Annotated in this window: 21 protein-coding genes; 11 read left to right on the top strand and 10 right to left on the bottom strand. The window is 69.0% G+C overall.

Going from position 1 to position 19,011, the window contains the following annotated elements; translation table 11 throughout:
• Positions 1 to 34 precede the first annotated feature (34 nt).
• Positions 35 to 2,350 carry a GmrSD restriction endonuclease domain-containing protein gene (locus tag OG884_RS07595; RefSeq protein WP_326643536.1) on the top strand — a complete coding sequence of 772 codons (2,316 nt, stop codon included), beginning with the start codon at positions 35 to 37 and terminating at the stop codon, positions 2,348 to 2,350.
• Positions 2,351 to 2,549: 199 nt separating this feature from the next.
• Positions 2,550 to 2,744 carry a hypothetical protein gene (locus OG884_RS07590; RefSeq protein ID WP_326643534.1) on the top strand — a complete coding sequence of 65 codons (195 nt, stop codon included), beginning with the start codon at positions 2,550 to 2,552 and terminating at the stop codon, positions 2,742 to 2,744.
• 165 nt (positions 2,745 to 2,909) lie between these two features.
• Here OG884_RS07590 and OG884_RS07585 read toward each other — a convergent pair whose 3' ends face one another.
• Positions 2,910 to 3,200: a hypothetical protein gene (locus OG884_RS07585; RefSeq protein ID WP_326643532.1), complete on the bottom strand. Its 291-nt coding sequence runs from the start codon at positions 3,198 to 3,200 to the stop codon at positions 2,910 to 2,912.
• Between the two features lie 85 nt (positions 3,201 to 3,285).
• On the opposite strand from OG884_RS07585, the gene OG884_RS07580 reads away from it, so the two are divergent.
• Positions 3,286 to 3,729 (top strand): hypothetical protein, encoded by a 444-nt coding sequence (locus OG884_RS07580; protein ID WP_326643530.1) that lies wholly within the window; start codon positions 3,286 to 3,288, stop codon positions 3,727 to 3,729.
• 1 nt (position 3,730) lies between these two features.
• Here OG884_RS07580 and OG884_RS07575 read toward each other — a convergent pair whose 3' ends face one another.
• Positions 3,731 to 5,821: a hypothetical protein gene (locus OG884_RS07575; RefSeq protein ID WP_326643529.1), complete on the bottom strand. Its 2,091-nt coding sequence runs from the start codon at positions 5,819 to 5,821 to the stop codon at positions 3,731 to 3,733.
• Between the two features lie 412 nt (positions 5,822 to 6,233).
• Between OG884_RS07575 and OG884_RS37420 the strand changes: the two genes are divergently transcribed.
• Positions 6,234 to 6,605, top strand: coding sequence for a CHAT domain-containing protein (locus OG884_RS37420; protein ID WP_442811715.1), 372 nt, complete (start codon positions 6,234 to 6,236; stop codon positions 6,603 to 6,605).
• 190 nt (positions 6,606 to 6,795) lie between these two features.
• On the opposite strand, the gene OG884_RS07565 is transcribed toward OG884_RS37420, so the two are convergent.
• The 5 genes from OG884_RS07565 to OG884_RS07545 form a co-directional block, all read right to left on the bottom strand.
• Complete coding sequence (locus OG884_RS07565) at positions 6,796 to 7,557, bottom strand: IclR family transcriptional regulator (protein ID WP_326643525.1); 762 nt, start codon at positions 7,555 to 7,557, stop codon at positions 6,796 to 6,798.
• Positions 7,541 to 8,098 (bottom strand): DJ-1/PfpI family protein, encoded by a 558-nt coding sequence (locus OG884_RS07560; protein ID WP_326643523.1) that lies wholly within the window; start codon positions 8,096 to 8,098, stop codon positions 7,541 to 7,543. The genes OG884_RS07565 and OG884_RS07560 overlap by 17 nt, the downstream gene beginning before the upstream one ends.
• A gap of 366 nt (positions 8,099 to 8,464) precedes the next feature.
• Positions 8,465 to 8,665: a type II toxin-antitoxin system RelE family toxin gene (locus OG884_RS07555; protein WP_326646873.1), complete on the bottom strand. Its 201-nt coding sequence runs from the start codon at positions 8,663 to 8,665 to the stop codon at positions 8,465 to 8,467.
• 68 nt (positions 8,666 to 8,733) lie between these two features.
• A complete protein-coding gene (locus tag OG884_RS07550; RefSeq protein ID WP_326643521.1) occupies positions 8,734 to 9,021 on the bottom strand; it encodes a type II toxin-antitoxin system Phd/YefM family antitoxin in 288 nt (95 codons plus the stop codon).
• A 196-nt stretch (positions 9,022 to 9,217) separates the two neighbouring features.
• Positions 9,218 to 9,853 (bottom strand): TetR/AcrR family transcriptional regulator, encoded by a 636-nt coding sequence (locus tag OG884_RS07545; protein WP_326643519.1) that lies wholly within the window; start codon positions 9,851 to 9,853, stop codon positions 9,218 to 9,220.
• 312 nt (positions 9,854 to 10,165) lie between these two features.
• Between OG884_RS07545 and fabG the strand changes: the two genes are divergently transcribed.
• Positions 10,166 to 10,906 (top strand): 3-oxoacyl-ACP reductase FabG, encoded by a 741-nt coding sequence (gene fabG / locus OG884_RS07540; RefSeq protein WP_326646872.1) that lies wholly within the window; start codon positions 10,166 to 10,168, stop codon positions 10,904 to 10,906.
• Between the two features lie 246 nt (positions 10,907 to 11,152).
• On the opposite strand, the gene OG884_RS07535 is transcribed toward fabG, so the two are convergent.
• Together OG884_RS07535 and OG884_RS07530 are read right to left on the bottom strand one after the other, a co-directional pair.
• Positions 11,153 to 12,334 (bottom strand): ADP-ribosylglycohydrolase family protein, encoded by a 1,182-nt coding sequence (locus OG884_RS07535; protein ID WP_326643517.1) that lies wholly within the window; start codon positions 12,332 to 12,334, stop codon positions 11,153 to 11,155.
• Between the two features lie 5 nt (positions 12,335 to 12,339).
• On the bottom strand, positions 12,340 to 12,669 hold the full coding sequence (locus OG884_RS07530) for a hypothetical protein (protein ID WP_326643515.1): 330 nt from the start codon (positions 12,667 to 12,669) through the stop codon (positions 12,340 to 12,342).
• Between the two features lie 87 nt (positions 12,670 to 12,756).
• Between OG884_RS07530 and OG884_RS07525 the strand changes: the two genes are divergently transcribed.
• The 4 genes from OG884_RS07525 to OG884_RS07510 all read left to right on the top strand — a co-directional run bounded on the left by OG884_RS07525 (position 12,757) and on the right by OG884_RS07510 (position 17,386).
• Positions 12,757 to 13,449 (top strand): RNA polymerase sigma factor, encoded by a 693-nt coding sequence (locus OG884_RS07525; RefSeq protein ID WP_326643513.1) that lies wholly within the window; start codon positions 12,757 to 12,759, stop codon positions 13,447 to 13,449.
• A 148-nt stretch (positions 13,450 to 13,597) separates the two neighbouring features.
• On the top strand, positions 13,598 to 14,629 hold the full coding sequence (locus OG884_RS07520; RefSeq protein ID WP_326643511.1) for a CU044_5270 family protein: 1,032 nt from the start codon (positions 13,598 to 13,600) through the stop codon (positions 14,627 to 14,629).
• A gap of 242 nt (positions 14,630 to 14,871) precedes the next feature.
• Positions 14,872 to 15,414 (top strand): hypothetical protein, encoded by a 543-nt coding sequence (locus OG884_RS07515; protein WP_326643509.1) that lies wholly within the window; start codon positions 14,872 to 14,874, stop codon positions 15,412 to 15,414.
• 460 nt (positions 15,415 to 15,874) lie between these two features.
• A complete protein-coding gene (locus tag OG884_RS07510; RefSeq protein ID WP_326643507.1) occupies positions 15,875 to 17,386 on the top strand; it encodes a PepSY-associated TM helix domain-containing protein in 1,512 nt (503 codons plus the stop codon).
• Positions 17,387 to 17,447: 61 nt separating this feature from the next.
• On the opposite strand, the gene OG884_RS07505 is transcribed toward OG884_RS07510, so the two are convergent.
• Positions 17,448 to 18,251, bottom strand: coding sequence for a helix-turn-helix domain-containing protein (locus OG884_RS07505; protein ID WP_326643506.1), 804 nt, complete (start codon positions 18,249 to 18,251; stop codon positions 17,448 to 17,450).
• Between the two features lie 139 nt (positions 18,252 to 18,390).
• Here OG884_RS07505 and OG884_RS07500 point away from each other — a divergent pair, with 139 nt between their 5' ends.
• Entirely contained in the window at positions 18,391 to 18,669 is a 279-nt protein-coding gene (locus tag OG884_RS07500; RefSeq protein ID WP_326643504.1) for a type II toxin-antitoxin system Phd/YefM family antitoxin, read from the top strand.
• Positions 18,666 to 18,941, top strand: coding sequence for a type II toxin-antitoxin system RelE family toxin (locus OG884_RS07495; RefSeq protein ID WP_326643502.1), 276 nt, complete (start codon positions 18,666 to 18,668; stop codon positions 18,939 to 18,941). The genes OG884_RS07500 and OG884_RS07495 overlap by 4 nt, the downstream gene beginning before the upstream one ends.
• The last annotated feature ends 70 nt before the right edge of the window (positions 18,942 to 19,011 follow it).

Below are 19,011 nucleotides of genomic sequence, written 5' to 3'. Positions count from 1 at the left end.
TAAGATCATCGGTCTCTCACGCTGAAGGCAGGACATGGCCAAGCTCTCGGTACTCCTCCACCAGATCGACAACGGCACCGTGCTGCTGCCGGAGTTCCAGCGGGGGTACGTCTGGAACCGTGACCAGGTCCGCGGGTTGATGCGCTCGCTGTATCGCGGATACCCGGTCGGCGGCCTGCTGATGTGGGAGACCGAACCGGACCAGGCCTCGGTACGCGGCGGCGCGACCGACGGCGGCGTACGGCTGCTGCTGCTCGACGGCCAGCAGCGCATCACCTCCCTGTACGGGGTGATCCGAGGCCAGGCGCCCGCGTTCTTCGAGGGAGACGCCTCGGCGTTCACCGGTCTCCGGTTCAACGTCGAGGACGAGAACTTCGAGTTCTACGGCCCGGCGAAGATGCGTGACGACCCCAGATGGGTGGACGTGACCCGGCTGTTCACCGACGGGCTGGAGCCGTTCATCAAGGACTTCAGCTCCGTTCCGGAGTTCACCACCTACCTTGAGCGGCTCAACCGGTTGCGGCAGCTTCTCGACCGGGAGTTCCACGAGGAGAAGATCACCGGGGCCGACAAGGACGTGGAAGTCGTCGTCGACATCTTCAACCGGGTGAACTCCGGCGGCACCGCGCTGTCCAAGGGCGACCTCGCGCTGGCGAAGATCTGCGCGCACTGGTCTCCCGCCCGGCAGGTCATGCGCGACCAGCTGAAGCGCTGGGAGAGCGTGGGATTCGAGTTCTCCCTGGACTGGCTGCTGCGCAACACCACCGCGGTGGCGACCGGACGGGCGGTGTTCACCGCGCTCGACGCCGTGTCGGCCACCGACTTCGAGACCGCCCTGACCAGGTCCGTCGGGTACGTCGGCAACTTCCTCGAAGCCGCCTCCGGGCGGCTCGGCCTGGACCACGACCAGGTGCTCATGGGCCGCTACGCGATCCCCGTCATCTCCCGGCTGCTCCACCTCAGCCCGGGCGGCCGATTCGCCGACGCCGTCCATCGGGACAAGGTGCTGTTCTGGTACGTGCACTCCGCGCTCTGGGGCCGCTTCGCCGGATCGACCGAGACGGTGCTCGCCCAGGACTACGAGATCGTCAAGGAGTCCGGCATAGACGGGCTGATCGCGTCCCTGGAGCGCTGGCGCGGCGGAAACCTGGAGATCCAGGCCCATGACTTCGACGGCTCCACCAAGGGCTCACGCTTCTACCCGCTCCTCTACATGCTCACCCGGGTCAAGGGCGCCCGCGACCTCGGCAGCGGACTGGAACTGCGCGCCGAGATGCTGGGCAGGCTCACCTCTCTGCAGGTGCACCACATCTTCCCCAAGGCAGTGCTCTACCGGGCCGGCTACGACCGGTCGCAGGTCAACGCCGTCGCGAACTTCTGCTTCCTGACCCAGGACACCAACCTCATGATCGGGAAGCGTTCTCCCCAGGAGTATTTCGCGGAGGCGGAGGAGAGGCACCCCGGCGTGCTCGCCTCGCAGTGGATCCCGGCCGACCCCGACCTATGGCGGGTCGAGCGCTACCCCGACTTCCTCGCAGCCCGGCGTGAACTGCTGGCGCAGGCCGTGCAGTCCTTCCTGACCGAACTCCGTAACGGAGCCTCCGCGGTGGCGGCCACCGAGCTGCGGCCGGTGACGGTGGTCGCGGACGAGCAGGACGACGTCCGTTCGGCCCAGGTCAAGGCCATGGCCGAGGAACTGGTGCGACTGGGGTACGCCGAACCGGCGCTCGACAGCGAGATCGCCGATCCCGTCACAGGTCGTGCGCTGGCCGTCGCCGAGGCCTTCTGGCCGGACGGGCTGCAGGCGGGGCAGGGCAGGCCCGTGGTCCTGGAGCTCGATCCGGACGTCGCGGATCTGCCCCGGCTGGAAGAGCTGGGGTACGAGGTGTTCACCTCGGTCGACGCCCTGCTCGGTTACGTGACCCGTCGCAACGAGAGCGCCTCCGGGGTCTCCAGGGTCTCCGGGGTCTCCGGGGTCTCCGGGTTCTCGGGGTCCTCGGGGTCCTCGGCGGAGGAGCCTGCTACCGGGGACGAGCCGAAGGCCGGAACGGCGGTGGACGCCGAGTTCAACGAGGCGATGCGCTCCGTCTATGACAGGGCGCGCGCCGAGGCGAACTACCATGCGACGTACTTCCTGAGCATGCTCGCCGAGCACGGCAGCCTCGCCACGGCCCGCAAGCTGCTGCACGCCCCCGCGGTGTCCGACGGCTTCGCCGCTCTCTGGGAGCGTGGGCGTCTCGACCTGACCGTCGAGGCGCTGGTCGTTCAGCCGCGCTTCGCGGACCTCTTCACGCCGGCCGAGATCGAGATCGCCCACCACCGCCTCGGCCAGTTCGGCTACCACTGCTGATCTTTAATTCGTAGAGTTACGAAGATTTGCGGACCAGGCCAGTCTCGGCCAGGCAGCCGTCGATCAGATACGGCCGGGTTGCGTCCACGGCCGTGGTGTACAGCCCTGTTTCAGCTACGGCTCGCTCCCCGGTTCGGCCGACATCCCGGCGATCGTCGTCGACCACCTCACCCACCCGTCGCCGATCACGCCCGGCGGGATGAAGGGGGTCGGCGAGAGCGGCACGATCGTCTCGGTCGCCACGGTCGTGAACGCCGTGGCTGCGGCCCTGCCTGAGGTAGCAGACAAGATCACTTCGGTGCCCTTGACCGCGGAGAAGATCTGGACGCTGCTGAATGCCGCAAACGCGACGACCGGGCAGGACGGGAACGGAGTCGGTGCCAACCGCCTGTGAGGTGGTCGGCTGCGCCCTGATCCGAACGTCAGGTGATCTGGATCGTCGGTCCGGTCCGCCCGTCGAGGGGAACATGCGGCACGTCGCTCCGCAATGGCCGGATCGAGGCCTTCACCCTGGACCGGGAACGCAACTGGCCGGTTCCGGGGTTGAGGGCGCTGCAGGTCAGTACCGCGCGGCGGCGGGCGGGATCTTGGCCGGGGCGGAGCGGAGTTCCTCTTCGAGGGCGTCGACGAGTGCCCTGGCCGCCTGGCGCAGCCGTACGCGGCGGGCGGTGAGGTCTTCGACGAACGTCCGGGCCTTTGGCCCCACCCAGGTCGGCCGGCCGGTGAGTTGGCCGTGGGCCGGGTCGAGGGCGGCCTCCAGGACGGCGACCCGCGCCCTGAGCTCCGTCAACGTCTGTTCCAGCAGTTGGCGCCGCGGGTTGGGCACCAGATCCTCCGGGCGAGAATTCATTTATCCCTCTTCGGATGCGGATACATCGGACGGACTATTGGACATTATTGGGTCTACGGCACATCGGCCAGCCCTGGAGGAATGCATGGGACGTTTTGTGCGGCGCGGTGTCCTGGTTTGTACGGTGGTGTTACTGGGTGTGGCCGGATGTGGGGATAGCGGCCCTACGGCGGCCGAAGCGGGCGAGACCCTCAAAACTCATATCACCGAGTTGATGAAGGAGCGCCACGCTTTGGATGTCCGAATCACCGATTCCGGTGGGCGTGATATTTCATGTGGTGAGGGCAAAGAAAAGCGGACCTTCGCTGCTGTCGGCAGGGATCCGGCAACAGAACGTGGGGCGGACAGTCTTAACACTCTCTTGCTGGGCTCACTTTCTGGGGTAGCTCCTTATCGCATCGTTGAAGACCGTGGCGATGCTCCTATCAAGCTTGCCAACGACGAGTACAAGACAAAGATGACTTTGGAGTCGCCAGGTAACGGGCAGTACGCGGTCAGAGGTGAAACCGAGTGTCTCCCAACCTCGTGAGCTAACTGTCGAAGGCCAGAGCGCGCTCCCGGCCTCGCTTGTTGCTGCCTTCGAACCAGCTCGCCGTGTCGTTGGACAGCCTTCCAAGTGAAAGCTTGGCCTCGCTTCCCATGCCGTTGGCCACCGCCCACCGCTCGAAGGACTCCAACCCCTTGTTGCCCTGTTTGATCAGTTCGGCGAACGGTCTGAGGTTGCCCTTGGCGTCGATGATGGACACGCCGGGTGGGCAGCTGGCCTGGAACTCGGCGGCTGTCACCTTCGGGGTGAAGCCGTTGGCCATCAGCAGTTGCGCGTACGTGTGCTGGCGGCTGAGGGTCGCCGCCCTGTCGTCCTTGTTGGCCTTGTCCATCCGGGTCTCGTCCTCCTTGCCGAAGGCGCCCTCGGCGGAGAGGGAGGTGCTTAGCGCCAGCCAGCCGAACCCCCACACCAGGTTCGGTGCGTAGAGCGTGCTCGCCAGCCCGATGGCGGCGTCGCGGAGGAAGTTCACCGTATCCTTGCGCTGCTTGTCGATCATGTCCAGGTTGCCCTGGACCTTCTCGACGGCGGCCAGTTCGAAGCCGCGTACGTTGCCCAGGGCGGTGAACGCCTTGTCCAGGTGTTCGACGTCGCCGGTGCGCCGGGCCGTCGCCGAGGCGTCGGCGATGAGCTGCTGGGAGAAACGGCCCATGCCCTGGTCGAACGGGGCGAGGTTCTTCGCGGAGTCGGCGAAGGTCTTCAGGAAGTTGTAGGTGTCCTTCGGGCTCAGGGTGAACGCCGCCGTGGTGCCGAAGGCCGAGGTGAAGGGCTTGAGCGTGCTCGCCTCGGTCATGTTGGCGTCGCCGATGTTCGCGCCCTCGGTGATCTCGGTGGCGTAGGCGCCGGCCAGCGTCGACATGTAGATCCTGGCTGCCGGCGCGACCTCCATCGGGGTGGCCGGGGAGTCCTCGGTGCCGTCGGTGTCCTTGAGGTCGCCCATGATGGTCATGACATTGAAGGCGAACTTCGCGGCCTCGGGGCTGTGCGGGCCCTTCTCGTAGGCGCCGCCTCCGGCGGCGAGCATCCGGCCGAACTCCGCGCCGATGTCGAAGTCCACGCTCGTCGGCCACCGCCAGGGATGTTTGGGGGTTTCCAGCCCAAACCAGGGTGTTTTATAGATTTTTGAGGTTTCTGGGCGGTTGAGCTCGGTGAGCAGGTCTCTGAGGTCCTCGCGCGACATGGCGTTGAACAGGCCCCTGGCCACGTCGGGGTTGTTGGCCAGGGCGGGCAGCAGTGGGACGAGGTCGGTCTTCCACCGCCGGGGACGGGTGCCGTCGCCGTCGCCGACCGGCTTTCCCACCCTGCCCCGCGCTATCTCGGTGAGCCACGCGGCGGGGAACATGCCGTACCGGAGCAGGGACGCCAGCTCGCCGTCCGGCGCCTTCTTGAGGTTGCCCGCCTCCCAGGCCGAGCCGAGGAGACCCGGCTGCGCGCCGACCGCGGTGGCCAGGGCGTCGCCGATGACCTTCCGGTGCTGGTCGCCCGCCTTCTTGTCGTACCTCTCCAGACGCTGGATCATGCCGAGCATGCCCTCGGGGCCGAGGACCCGGAAGAACCCGGCGGTCAGATAGGCGTCCTGCTGCCCGTCGGCGAGTTTGCCGAGGATCCGGTCGTAGGCGGCATCGGGCAGGCCGAGGGTGGACGGGGGAAGTCGCGAGAGCTGAAAGGCGAGCTCGGTGCCCTCTTTGGCGCTGCCCGCCGGGGACTTTCCGGTCTTCTCGTCGTAGGGCAGCAGCCCCCACTGGAACGGGTCCCCAGGTTGGCCGCCGGTCCATGCCGAGGTCTGTCCTGGGAGGCTGACTCCTACTCCCAGCATGGGCAGGTCCTGGTTGATCGTCTGCAGGCGGTTGCGCAGCCCCAGGAGTTCGTCGCTGACCCAGCCGTCGATCTCCCTGAGCGGCAGCAGTCCCTCCGCCGGCACCTCGGCCGTTGCGAGCAGCTGCCGGATCCGCTCGGTCTGCTCGCCGATCACGTCGCGACCGCGCTCCAGCGCGGTGATGAAGCCCTGCATCAGCTCGGGGTCGATCCCGGCGAAGTCCGGCGGCAAAGATCCCGTTCCCGGCGATATCGCCTCCACGCCATTCTCCCCGCTCCGCTTTCAGCCATTTAACTCTAACTCTATAATAAGCATATTAAAAATAGAAAATATGGACCTTTCAGGCATTAAGGGGTGATTTCTACCTTGCTCTACTGTTCCCACGTGCACGTCCGGTGGATGGTAGAGGGGGGGCTTCCCCCCCGCGATGGCGGTAAATAAGGAAGAAGTGGGTGATATGTCGGTTCCACCCTTCTGGAGCCGGCCGCGGGACTCCGGCGCGACTTCCGGAACCCGCCTTTGAAGCGATGATTCGCATCAGTCTGAGGAGCGACGGCGCTGATCCTCTCGTCGGATCAGATGCGGCGGCTGCTGATCCTGGCCCTGAGCGACCGGCCGCGATACGCGCCGACCCTGGACCCGCTGCCCGGAGCCCAGCGGGGAGGCGGAGTCACTGCGGCGCCGGTTCCCCGACCGGCACACCGCACGGCTCAACGCCGACGCCACCTGCGAGCAGGCACTTGACCTGCTGGCCTCGCACAGCTGCGTCCACTTCGCCTGCCACGCCGGACAGGACCTCGCCGACTCCAGCCAGGGCGCGCTCTACCTGTACGACAGGCCTCTGAAGGTCACCGACCTCGCCCGCCTCGATCTGGAAACGGCGGAGCTCGCCGTGCTGTCCGCCTGCCAGACGGCCGTCGGCGGCACGGACCTGCCGAACGAGGCGATCCACCTCTCGGTGGCACTGCTCCTCGGCAACTTCCGGCATGTCGTCTCGACCCTGTGGGCCGTGGGGGACGGACAGCGCCCGAAGCGTCATCGATGAGGTCTATCAGGAACTCGGCAACCGGCAGGGCCGCATCCACACGTCCCGGACGGCACGTGCTCTGCACGACGCGGTCAATCGCGTCCGCAGGCGAGAGCCCTACCGCCCCATCGCCTGCTTCGTGCCGGGCCGCCACTTCTCCCGCCGTATGGGCCGGGAAGGCGGGCCGGTCCTGGGGGCCGATGCCCCGTCAGCCGCGCGGGTCGAGCAGCCGGGCGCTCTCGCGTACACCCTCGATCATCAGGTCGCGGTGCGCGCGGAAGTAGTCGAGCGGGGCCGAGGCGGTGACGGCGCCGACCACGCTCGCCGAGGCGTCGAGGACGGGAACGGCGACGCAGGCGAGGTCGGGACGGAACTCCTCGACCTCCTGGGCCATGCCCGTCGCCCTGACCCGGTCCAGTTCCTCCTCGAAATCCTCCAGCCGGGTGATCGTGTTGCTGGTGAGGCGGCGCAGTCCGAACTCGGCGAGGTAGGTCCGGCGGGCGGGCAGGTGCGCGAGGAGCACCTTCCCGAACGCCGTCGCGTGTGCCGCCTCGTGGAAGCCCACGTCCAGCGGCTGCACGCGCGGTGTCTCCGGCGAGTCGACCACCTCCGCGACCACGAGGTGGGCGTCCCGCAGCACGCTGTAGTAGACGGCGGTGCCGCTGATCCGGTGGGCGTGCTGGAGGGCCTCCGACACCAGCGGCGTGCTGCCGAGCTGGTCGCGGAGACGCTGGTTCAGCGACGTGAGCTTGTAGCCCAGGCCGTAGCCCCGGGAGTTGGGCAGCCGGACCAGGTAGCCCTCGTGGATGAGCGTGTTCAGCAGGTGGTAGGTGGTGGACAGTTTGAAACCGCAGCGCCGCGCCACGGCCTTGGCGGTGACGCCGTCACCGGCCGACCCCACCACCTCCAGCACGCGCAGCGCGCGCTGGACGGACGAGAGAAGTCCCTGGCTCTCAGCCGGTTGCGACACGGAGGACCCTCATGAACTCGCGCATCCACGCCGGATGGTCGGGCCAGGCCCGTCCGGTCACCAGGTTTCCGTCCACGTGGGCCTCGCTGTCGATCCAGGTCGCGCCCGCCACCTCGACGTCCGGGGCGCAGGCCGGGTAGGCGCTGCTCTCCCGGCCCTTCAGCACGCCCGCCGCCGCCAGCAGGATCGGCCCGTGGCAGAGCGCCGCGATCGGCTTGCCGCTCTCGGCGAAGTGCCTGACGATCTCCAGGCACTGGCGGTCGTTGCGGATGTACTCCGGCGCCCGGCCTCCGGGCAGCACCAGCGCCGCGTACCGCTCCGGCTCCACGTCCGCGAACGCGAGGTCGGAGGGCCAGGTGTGCCCCGGCTTCTCGGTGTAGGTGTCGAAGCCGTCGACGAAGTCGTGCACCACGAACTGGAGCTTCTTGACGCTCGGCGCGGCGATGTCCACCTCGTACCCCTCCTCAAGCAGCCGCTGGTAGGGGTACATCACCTCCAGGTCCTCCGCCGCATCACCTGTGACGATCAGCACTTTGGCCATCGCGTAACACCTCCGTAATCAGTATCCCCCGATCCTTGCCACGCACGGGGGCAGGGTCAACGCCGGAGATTCCACAGGTCGGAAAAACGGACATTCCCGATGTGGTGAGACATCGGAGATGTAAGCGCTGGGGCACTGCTCTCGTTCACCAACAGCATCGGGAGCATGGCACGCGAACGTGCCACTCTTGTGGCGTTGCCGCACCCCCGGTGGGTGTTGGAAGTGAGGCCGGGACTACCGATGAAATCGGGCGCCCGGCCTTCGCGTCATCAAGAGGCGGTTGCCGGGCGTGGACGAGCAGTGGAACGCGGGCGGTGCGGCGAGTGACACGCCGGAGCTCGCTCTGCACATGCGCTCCGTCGGCCGCTACGGGCGATAGGCATCTCGACGGTGTTTGATGGTTTGGATCGTCACGGTGTGCTTGTCTTCGTCAATGCGATAGACAGCACGATAAGTTCCGCGTCGGGCGACATGTAGCCCTTCGTATGGCTCTTGAAGAGGTTTGCCTACGCGCCAGGGCTCGCGTGCGATGGCACCGGTAATCAGCTCCCAGGCCGCGGCCGCCACGGTCTCGGGGAGGCCCGAGGCGAGTGCGCGGCAGGCGGGCGGGTCGAGGAGAACCGTGTATCGGTCGCTCACGCGCTCGCCTTGCCGAGGCGAGCGGCCATGATGGCGGCCATCTCCTCCTCGGTGGTCACGTCGCCGCGAGCCTCGGCAGCCGCGGCCTCGACCAGGTCTGCGCGCATCTCCGGATCAGCGAGGATCTCCAGTGTCTCCTGCAGAGACTCCCACTCGGCCACGGACACGATGACGGCATGCGGACGCCCGTTCCGGGTGAGCGTGAAGTGATCGTGCTCGCGGGCGGCCCGATCCGCCAGCTCGGTCAGCCGGTCCTTCGCTTCGCTGATCGGAATGATTTCCATGCAACGATGATATCTCTGGCCTGAATATCGGCCAAAGTTTCGGCTAGTGCTGTGACTGGGAACGTTCACCGGGTTGGGCGTTGGGCGCCCAGCGCGTCCGGGGCGACGGGCGCCTGCGTTGCGCCGGCGCAGGTAGGACTGCGGAGCCTGGACGACCGGTGGCCACCGGCCCCGGCAAGGGTTTCCGGTCACCGCACTACCCGTGTGCCCCGATGATGCGCAGGGCGAGCTCGCAGTAGTGGTCGGCGATGTCCTTGGCACTCCACTCGCCCTCCTCGCGATACCACCGGGCGACGTCGACGCCGAGCGACAGCAGCGCGAGCGCGCTCATCCGCGGGTTGGCGGTGTGGAACACGCCGCCGGCGACGCCGGCCTCCACGATCTGACGCATCTCCTGCCCGATGGCGCGCCGTACGGCGCTGATCTCCCTGTGGTGCTCCGGGCTGAGCGCGGAGAGCTCGTAGTTGACGACGCGTGCGCTGGTGTGGCTGCAGGCGTGGTGCATGGTGAACTCGCGGACGACCGCCAGGAGTTGCTCCACCGGGTCGTCCGAGCTCGCCGCGCCCGCTCGCACGAGCCGCAGCGTGAGGTCGTGTCCCGACCGTGAGATCAGGTAGAGCAGCTCCTCCTTGGACTTGTAGTGCACGTAGAGGGCCGCGGGGCTCATCCCGGCCGCCGATGCGATGTCGCGGGTGGTCGTGCCGTGGAATCCCTTGGCGGCGAAGGACTCCACAGCGGCGGCGATCAGCCGGTCGCGGGCGTTCTCCGGGCGGGTTTCCCCTGTCGGGGGGTGGTCGTCCGGCACGTCACCACTTTCTGCGATCTGGCGCACAAGCTCCCCTTGCGGTTGGGGCGTTGACAAGGATGTCGCAATTGAGGAAGGCTAAGCAAGCGCTTAGTGATAAGCAAGCGCTTAGTCAGCCTGCTCGTGCGAGGTTCTCTTGAGGCGCAGTATCTACAGCTCCGACCACGAGGCGTTCCGCGGCTCGGTCCGGGCGTTCCTGCGTGACCAGGATCTGGGCCGGCTCCAACGAGATCATGAAGGAGCTCATCGGCCGGGACCTCGGTCTCTGACCGGCGACAGAACGTGGAAAGCAGAGGAGAAGACCAAGTGAACGAGCAGCAGAACCGGCAGCCGGGTCGCATCGCGATGGTCACCGGGGCCGCCCGCGGCATCGGCGCCGCGGTCGCGAAGCGTCTCGGCGAGGACGGATTCGCCGTGGCGGTCCTGGACCTGGACGAGGAGGCGTGCAAGCCGGTGGTGGACGAGATCGAGGCCGCCGGTGGCAGGGCACTGGCGGTCGGCATGGACGTGGCCGACGAGCAGGCGGTGGAGGCCGCGGTGGCCAGGGTCGCCGGTGAGCTCGGCGCTCCGACGGTACTGGTGAACAACGCCGGCATCACCCGCGACAACCTGCTGTTCAAGATGACCGCGACCGACTGGGACGCGGTGATGGGCGTGCACCTGCGCGGGGCGTTCCTGATGAGCAGGGCCGCGCAGAAGCACATGACCGATGCCAGGTGGGGGCGCATCGTGAACCTGTCCAGCACCTCCGCGCTCGGCAACCGGGGGCAGGCCAACTATGCCGCGGCCAAGGCCGGCCTGCAGGGCTTCACCAAGACGCTGGCGATCGAGCTGGGCAGGTTCGGGGTCACCGTGAACGCGATCGCGCCGGGGTTCATCGAGACCGATATGACCGCCGCCACCGCCGAGCGGGTCGGGGTGCCGTTCGAGCACTTCAAGGCGGCGGCGGCCAAGGAGATCCCGGTCGGGCGGGTCGGCCGGCCCGAGGACATCGCCGCGACGGTGTCGTTCTTCGTACGCGAGGAGGCCTCGTTCGTGTCCGGTCAGGTGATCTACGTCGCCGGCGGGCCCCGCGCCTGACGGCTGGGACGACGATAAGGCGCGAATGACGACGTTCGCCGGTGCCCCGGACGAGGTGCACAAGAACTCCCTGGCCCGCAACGAACTCAGGCGGCAGACAGGAATCGCGTGACGAGCCGCCCGGGTCGGCGTTCAGTCCAGCCGGGCGGGTTCGTGGGCGGACGGCGGCATGTTTTAGATGTGATGGTCGCTCCGACAGGTCGCCGGGAGTTGGGTGAGCAACCGGAGTCCCGGCCGACATCGACCTCAGGCGCCGGGATACTTCCTGAGCCAGGCGTCGGTGATCTCATGATCTCCAGCGGACCAGGCCGCGAAGTCGTCCGCCAGTTCGGTGATGGCGTCGCGGCCCTCCAGGTGGGTGAGCCAGCCGGAGGGGAGCGCGGCCTCGCCGTGCAGGGCTCCCAGCAGGTTGCCGCAGACGGCCCCGGTGGAGTCGCTGTCGCCGGAGTGGTTGACCGCGAGCAGCAGCGCCCGCCCGACGTCGCCGGGCGCGGGGTACGCCAGGGCGCAGTAGACCGCGATGGCGAGCGCCTCCTCGGCGACCCACGCCCCGCCGAGTGACTCGACCCGCTCCGGGCTCGGATCACCCTCCGCCGCCAGGGACACGGCGGTGCGCAGCGCCTGGCTGGTCTCCTCGTGCGAGGGGTACGTCTCCAGCAGGTCCGCCGCCTTCCGTACGGCCCGCGCGAGCGGCTCGTCCTCCGCCACGTTCGGCGGCGGAGTCGGGAAGCCGCTCTGCTCGGCGGGAGTCACCAGGAAGTGCATGGTGGCCGCGAAGGCGCCGGCGGCGAGGTAGCCGGTGGGGTGGCCGTGGGTGAGCTGGGCGCACTCGGCGGCCAGGTCGAAGGCGTGCCGTGGACTTCGCGCGCGCAGGCCGAACGGGGCCGAGCGCATCACCGTTCCGCAGCCCTTGGAATCGGGGTTGACCGGACCCGGCCTACCGAACGGCGCGGGGACGCCTGCGTGCCGGTGCCGCAGGCCCGACAGGCAGGCGTTCCCCGGGGCTCGCCGGGAGTAGAGCCACCTCTGCTCGCGGAGCAGGCCGGTGCGGATCGGGTCATTCCCCGAGGCGTTTGGATCGTACGCCGAGGAGCCGGGGGAGCGGTCGTTCGCGGTGGGGGGTGGGGAAGGATGCCGCTGGGTGTCCAGCCAGCGCAGGTAGGCGCGGTGGACCGCGCCGAGGTCGCCCCCGCGGATCAACCCCTCCACGGTGAACAGCGTCATCTGCGTGTCATCGGTGATCAGGCCCACCGTGCCACGCCAGTCGGGAACCAGCCCGGTCACTCCCGCAGGCCCGTGCTGCCTGCGGATTCTCCCGATCGACTCGAACTCGATGGGAGCCCCCAGTGCGTCGCCGAGCGCGCCGCCCAGCAGGCAACCTCTCACGCGACTGCGATAGTCCGGCAGGTCATGGGCGGGAGGGCGCACGTGATTCACTCCTCGACGGGATCGGGATCGGGATCGGGATCGGGATCGGGATCGGGATCGGGATCGGGATCGGGATCGGGATCGGGATCGGGATCGGGATCGGGATCGGGATCGGGATCGGGATCGGGATCGGGATCGGGATCGGGATCGGGATCGGGATCGGGATCGGGATCGGGATCGGCAGGACTCGGAGTTTGAGACTCTACGCGGAGACATAACGGAAAATGACCAATATGGAGTGGGCTGGGCCTCGATTTCGAGGAGTCTCCGAAACGTGGAGAACGGCTGTCACGCGGCCGTGTGAGAAGCCTCTGAAACATGGCGCGGTGCGACATCCGGGGAATGTCCTCGTCGCCTTCGGGAACCGCGGGTGCTCGGGAAGGCAACAACGGGTGTCCTGACCGAGAGCCGAGAGGCCGGATATGAGCGAGACGAGCCGGACCGGGACGGAGGTCGGCGCGGTCTTCTCCCACGACGAGGTGGGGGATGACGGCCCCTTCTCCGCTGACGGGTCGGAGATCCCCTCCACGGGGGCGGGGATCGACGACGCCTCACTCATCGAGCGGTCCCGGCGGGAGCCCGAGGCGTTCGCCGAGGTCTTCCACCGGCACGCGCCGGAGATCAAGCGCTACGTCACCCGGCGGCTGGGGGTCGACGCGGCGGAGGACGTGGTGGCGGACACCTTTCTGGTGGCGTTCCGCGGGCGGGAGGGCTACGACCCGTCCCAGCTCAGCGCGCGCCCGTGGTTGTACGGCATCGCGACCAACCTGATCAGGCGGCACCGGCGCGTCGAGGTGCGGCAGCTGCGCGTTCTCGAACGGACCGGCGTCGATCCGGTGACCGTCCCGTTCACCGAGCGCAGCGACGAGCGGTTGAGCGCCGGTGCGGTACGGCGGAGCCTGGCGGCCGCCCTGGCGGGGTTGCCCACGGGCCACCGGGACGTGTTGCTGCTGGTGACGTGGGGTGGTCTGACCTACTCGGAGGCCGCCCAGTCGCTGGGCATCCCGGTGGGCACGGTCCGCTCGCGCGTCAACCGCGCCCGGAGCAAGGTACGCAGGCAACTCGGCGGAGTCGATCCCACGTCTGTCAGCGAGGAGCCCTTCCATCATGTTTAGCAAGGGGACTGCCAGGTTTATCCGGCAGGTGAAGCGCTTCCCCGTCACGGTTCCTGTGTTCGGAACGGTCAAGGTCCGGCCGTCGCCTGCCTCGGCCGGGGGAGTCGAGAAGCCGCTCCCCCCGGGGAACGGAGAAGTCACGGATGAGATGACCCGGTTGAACCGGCTGCGCGCCGAGGTGCCCCATCCTGACCTGCGGGAACTGCGCGCCGAGGAGCGGCGGCTGCTGTCGGAGATCGCCGCCCACGGCAACGCGCGGGCCGCGCGCCCGGATGGTCGCCCGATGAACCCGCGCGGGCTCGTCCGGAGGAGCCTACGGACGAGCCTCGCCGTCGGGGCCACGGCCGCCGTGATCACGGGAGTGGTGTATGCCAACCTCGCCGCGCGTCCGAAGGAACCCGTCAGGGTGGCGCCGATGGCGATGTCGGAGGTCCTCCAGCGGGCCGCCGACACCGCGAGCAGGCAGGACGAGCTGCACCCGAGGCCCGGCCAGTTCCTCGCCTACGAGTCGCAGGCCATGTTTCCGGTCAAGCTGGAGGAGGGCCGCTACCTCGACCGCAGCATGATCAAGCTCTGGCTACCGGCCGAGGGTTCTCCCCTGGATAAGGGGGTCATATCGGTTAAGCACCTGGAACCGGAGCCGTATCCGGGAGAGCCGCTGCCCGCCGAGGCCAGGCGGCGGGCGGGGGGCGGGGGCGAGCCGTCGAGACTTGAGGGCATCGACATCCGTCCCGACCACCTGCGCACCGACTACGCCCACCTGAGCCGGTTGCCCACCGACCCCGCCGGGATGCGTGAGCATCTCTACACCGGTCTGTCAGGGGGACCCCTCGATCACTACGAGGCCTGGGGGCGGGTCGGTTCGATGATCACGCAGGCGTACCTGCCGGCCGCCCAGCGGGCCGCGCTCTTCAAGGCGACCGGCACGATCCCCGGTGTCGAGACCGTCGACGGGGTCGAGGACGCCGCGGGACGCGCAGGGGTCGCGGCGGCCATGGCCAACCGGGAGGGTGGGGTACGGCACGAGTACATCTTCGACCCCGCCACCTACCTGTACCTGGGCGAGCGCGTCGTCGTGGTGGACGCGGCCAGGGCCGGGGCCCCGGTGGGCAGCGTGCTGACCTCGACGGCGCTGCTGAAGGTCGAGGTGGCCGACCACGCGCCCAAGGTCGCCCGATAGCCGGGGCCGTGCCGCCCTCTCCAGCGGCCCCGCACCCCCGGTAGCCGGGGTGCGGAGCTCCGGCGCCACCGGCGCGGGGGTCCCGGATGCGAGCACCGAGGGCATCGCCGGGTCGGGGGCTCCCGAGGGTGAGCGGCACCGGGCCACACGATCGTGATGTACCCGTCGAGTGGTACAAATCCACACTTTTTACTCCGAATCAGGGGTATGGCGGGGCCGTTGTTTTCTGTCACCATTACCCCATGCACGCCTTCCGTCTTGTTCGCGCCGCGGTGTTCGCGGTCGTGTGCGTGACGGCGTCGCTGGCCATGCACGTGCTGGCCGGAGGCACTCCGGTCGGGCCGGGCGTGCTGGTCTGGGCGGTGCCGCCGACCGCGGCGGGCGCGTTCCTCCTCGCCCGGCGGCAGCGTGGCTTCGGCATGCTGCTCGGGGCGAGCTTCGCCGCGCAGTACGGCATGCACCTGTGGTTCACCTCCGGCGCGGTCACACCGGCGACGGGGCACGGGCACGGTGCCGGTGGCCTGTCCACAGGTGTGTTCATGCTGCTGGTGCACGCCGTGATGGCGCTGCTGTCCGCCCACTGGCTGGAGCGGGGGGAGTGCGGCCTGGCCATGCTCCTGTACCTGCTCTTCGCCTCGGTACTCACCCTGCTGTTGTGGCGCGCGCCCGTCGCCTGCCGCGTCGCCCCGCCCGTCGCGCCCGACGACCGGGTCCCACTCCGCACCCGGCTGCTCGCCGCCGCGGTGTCACGTCGCGGGCCGCCCGCGCTCCCGCTCGGCATCTGACATCGGGCCCGCGCGCCCGGACGCCGTCGTGCCCTTCCGGGGCTTGCGTACCCTCTCGGGGCCTGCGGCTCCTTCCGGGGCTTGCGTACCCTCTCGGGGCCTGCGGCTCCTTCCGGGGGCTCGGGTACCCTCCCGAGGCCCGGGGCTCCGAGCGCCGCGCGTTTCCGGACCGTGAACCGTCGCGCCCTTCCCGGACGGTGAACCCGGAGTCCCGCCGGTTCGCCACGGCCGGTCGGCCCGAACTCCCTCGCGCCCTTCCCGGGCGGTGAGCCGGCGTCCTGCCACCCCGCCCGGGGTGGCGAGCCGGCTCTCGCAGTGCTCTCCCGGTCTCCTGCCCCGATGCCGTCACGCTCTCGCGACGACCGTCCCGGCGAACCGGATCGGCACCCTCGAACCGAACCCCACACCGCGGTGACGCGTACCTGCCGGTGCGTGCGTTCCCTGCGAACGGAGAACTCCCATGACGTCGAACGTCGACCTCCAGCCCGAGGCTGGACCGTCCACACCCGCCACCCCCCGCACCCCCTCCACCTGGGCGACGCTGCGCTCGCTCCTGCTCCGCCTGCACTTCTACGCCGGCATCCTCGTCGCGCCCTTCCTGCTGGTGGCGGCGGTGACCGGCCTGCTGTACGCGGCCTCCTTCCAGCTGGAGCAGGTGGTCCACTCCCACGAGCTGACCGTCCCGGTCCCCCAGGGGCAGCAGAAGGTGCCGCTGGCACGGCAGGTCGCCGCCGCCACCGCCGCGCACCCCGAGGGAACCCTCGGAGCCGTGCGGACCTTCGACGAGCCGGGCCAGACGACCCGGGTGCTGCTCGACGTGCCCGGCCTCGCGGAGAGCACCCGCCTGGCGGTCTTCGTCGACCCGTACACCGGCCAGGTCCGGGGCGCGCTGGAGAGCTACGGCAGCTCGGGCGCCCTGCCCGTGCGAACCTGGATCTCCCAGCTCCACCGTCACCTGCACCTGGGCGAGCCGGGACGCGTCTACAGCGAGATGGCCGCCAGCTGGCTCTGGCTGGTCGGACTCGGCGGGCTGGTGCTCTGGCTGACCCGTCGCCGCCGGGCAGGCCGGCGGCTGCGCCGCGTCGTCGCGCCCGAGCGCGGCGCCCGCGGTCTGCGCGGGACCCTCTCCTGGCACGGCTCGGTCGGCCTGTGGGCGCTTCTCGGCCTGCTCGCCCTGTCGGCCACCGGTCTGACCTGGTCGAAGTACGCCGGAGCCAATGTCGACGTGCTGCAGACCTCGTTCGGCTGGTCCACCCCGTCGATGCCCTCCTCCGGCGGCCACGGTGACCACGCCGCCGGGGGGCACGGAGGAGGTGGCACCCAGACCGTCGACGCCGACCAGGTGGTCCAGGCGGCGGCGGGCAGGGGCCTGTCCGGACCGCTTGAGGTCGTCTGGCCGTCCGAGCCGGGGAGCTCGTACGTCGTCAAGGAGATGGACCGGCTCTGGCCGCAGCGCAACGACCAGGTGGCGGTCGATCCCACCACCGGCCAGGTGAGCGCCGAGCTGCGCTTCGACGACTTCCCCGTCGTGGCCAAGCTGATCCGGTGGGGCATCGACGGGCACATGGGCTTGCTGTTCGGCCTGGCCAACCAGATCCTGCTGGCCGTACTGGCACTGGCGCTGATCTCGGTCATCGTGTGGGGCTACCGCATGTGGTGGCTGCGCCGCCCGACCCGGGGTTTCGGCGCCCCCTACAGGCGCGGCGGTCTGCGGAGGCTTCCCCCGGTCGTGCTCCTTCCCCTGGCGGTCGTGGTGATCGCCGTGGGCGTGTTCCTCCCGCTGCTGGGCATCTCGCTGTCGGCCTTCCTCGTCATCGACGTCGTCCTGGCCAGGATCGCGGCGTCGCGCGCGGGGAGAGTCGGCGCCGACAAGCTCGGTACTGACGAGTCCGGCACTGACGAGTCCGGCGCGGACAGGTCCGGCGCTGACGAGTCCGACGCGGCCAGGTCCGGCGCCGGGGTCTCCGGCTGAGGTCGCAGGGGTGCGGTGCGGGCGCGTGCCGCACCCCCGCGTACGCCTTCCACCACCCTGGTCAGTCCGGGTGGTGCTGGTGCTGCAGGTAGGCGGCGGTCTCGGGGTTGGCGGGGAAGTACGCCTCGATGGCCAGCTCGGCGACGGTGATGTCCAGTGGGGTGCCGAAGGTGGCCATGGTGCTGAAGAAGGCCAGCTCCCGGTAGCCGCGACGGAGCCTGAGCGGGATCACGATGTGACCGGGTCCTGGCCGGTCTATCTCCGGCTCGGGCTGGTCGCAGGGGTAGTCGTCGAGTTCCTGCCAGAGCTCGGCCAGCTCGGGGTCGGCGGTGAGGCTCATCTGGCGGCGGAGCCGGTGCAGGAGGTGGGCCCGCCACTCGCCCAGGTTGATGATCTGCTGCGCCATGCCCTTGGGGTGCAGGCTCAGCCGGAGCACGTTGACCGGGGGGACCAGCAGTTCGGGTGCGACCCCGCGCAGCAGCAGCCCGGTGGCGGAGTTGCGGTCGATGAGGTTCCAGCGCTGGTCGACGACCACCGCCGGGTACGGCTCGTGCCCGCTGAGCACCTGTCCCAGCGCCTCGCGTACGGACGCCATGTGCGGGGAGTTGAGCGGTGTCTCCGAGTAGAGCGGTGCGAAACCGCCGGAGAGCAGCAGGTGGTTGCGCTCGCGGAGGGGGAGTTCCAGCTCCTCGGCGAGGTGCAGGATCATCTGCCTGCTCGGTTTGGACCTTCCGGTCTCCACGAAGCTCAGATGCCGGGTGGAGATGTCCGCCTGGATCGCCAGGTCCATCTGGCTCATTCGCCGGCGCTCCCGCCACTGGCGCAGAAGCTCACCTACCGGCCGGGACGCGCTGGTGGTGGTCATGCAGCACACGATAACCGGTGATGATCAGCAAAACCATTACTGAAGACATAATGCCTGCCATGATGTGGAGGAGACGGCCAGGAGTTCGTGTTCGTCGGAAGGCTGGCCCCTGAAACCCTCATTGGCTAGAATTATGTACATGACGGTTCTTTCTCTGGCAGACGCGCGAAACCGACTCTCCGGAATCGTCGAGTCCGCTGTCAGCACCCACGAGCGGTTCGAGATCACCCGTAACGGCGTGCCCGCCGCCGTGCTGCTGGCCGCCGATGACTACGACACGATGCGTGAGATGATCGAAATTCTCGCCTCGGCTGAAACCGTGGCGGCCATCCGAGAGGGGCTCGCCGACCTGGATTCGGGACGCACCTTCTCGCAGGAGGAGGTGGAGGCCGAGCTTCGCCGGACCGGCCGTCTGTGAGCGGGCGGTACGAACTCAGCCTCACCCGTCGTGCCAGGCAGGATCTCGCCGAGCGGCTGCCGGCGAAGGTCGTGCCCGCGGTCTGGGAGTTCATCACCGGCCCGCTTCTGGACAATCCTCGCCGGGTGGGCAAGCCTCTCGATGAGCCCCTCGCCCCGCAGTGGTCAGCGCGGCGAGGCGACTACCGGGTGCTCTATCTGATCGACGACGGCCGGATCGTGGTGCAGGTGATTACCATCCAGCATCGGGCGGACGCCTACCGGTCGCCATGAGTGGTGAGCCGTGCTTTGGTCGGCATGACGCCGAGCCTGAAGGACGGCCATCTCTGGCGTGACGGCCGTC

Origin of the sequence: Streptosporangium sp. NBC_01755, from assembly GCF_035917995.1 — a bacterium.
GTDB lineage: Bacteria > Actinomycetota > Actinomycetes > Streptosporangiales > Streptosporangiaceae > Streptosporangium.
Note: the sequence above shows the minus strand (reverse complement) of the source record. Positions and strands in the feature narration are given on the sequence as shown.

What these genes read in the sequence shown, in the direction of transcription:
- OG884_RS07515 (WP_326643509.1), top strand. Translation starts at nt 14,872, where the DNA reads ATGCACGCCTTCCGTCTTGTTCGCGCCGCGGTGTTCGCGGTCGTGTGC.
- OG884_RS07580 (WP_326643530.1), top strand. Translation starts at nt 3,286, where the DNA reads ATGGGACGTTTTGTGCGGCGCGGTGTCCTGGTTTGTACGGTGGTGTTA.
- OG884_RS07510 (WP_326643507.1), top strand. Translation starts at nt 15,875, where the DNA reads ATGACGTCGAACGTCGACCTCCAGCCCGAGGCTGGACCGTCCACACCC.
- OG884_RS07550 (WP_326643521.1), bottom strand. Translation starts at nt 9,021, where the DNA reads ATGGAAATCATTCCGATCAGCGAAGCGAAGGACCGGCTGACCGAGCTG.
- OG884_RS07590 (WP_326643534.1), top strand. Translation starts at nt 2,550, where the DNA reads ATGAAGGGGGTCGGCGAGAGCGGCACGATCGTCTCGGTCGCCACGGTC.
- OG884_RS07500 (WP_326643504.1), top strand. Translation starts at nt 18,391, where the DNA reads ATGACGGTTCTTTCTCTGGCAGACGCGCGAAACCGACTCTCCGGAATC.
- OG884_RS07595 (WP_326643536.1), top strand. Translation starts at nt 35, where the DNA reads ATGGCCAAGCTCTCGGTACTCCTCCACCAGATCGACAACGGCACCGTG.
- OG884_RS07525 (WP_326643513.1), top strand. Translation starts at nt 12,757, where the DNA reads ATGAGCGAGACGAGCCGGACCGGGACGGAGGTCGGCGCGGTCTTCTCC.
- OG884_RS07520 (WP_326643511.1), top strand. Translation starts at nt 13,598, where the DNA reads ATGACCCGGTTGAACCGGCTGCGCGCCGAGGTGCCCCATCCTGACCTG.
- OG884_RS07530 (WP_326643515.1), bottom strand. Translation starts at nt 12,669, where the DNA reads ATGTCGCACCGCGCCATGTTTCAGAGGCTTCTCACACGGCCGCGTGAC.
- OG884_RS07585 (WP_326643532.1), bottom strand. Translation starts at nt 3,200, where the DNA reads ATGAATTCTCGCCCGGAGGATCTGGTGCCCAACCCGCGGCGCCAACTG.
- OG884_RS07560 (WP_326643523.1), bottom strand. Translation starts at nt 8,098, where the DNA reads ATGGCCAAAGTGCTGATCGTCACAGGTGATGCGGCGGAGGACCTGGAG.
- OG884_RS07505 (WP_326643506.1), bottom strand. Translation starts at nt 18,251, where the DNA reads ATGACCACCACCAGCGCGTCCCGGCCGGTAGGTGAGCTTCTGCGCCAG.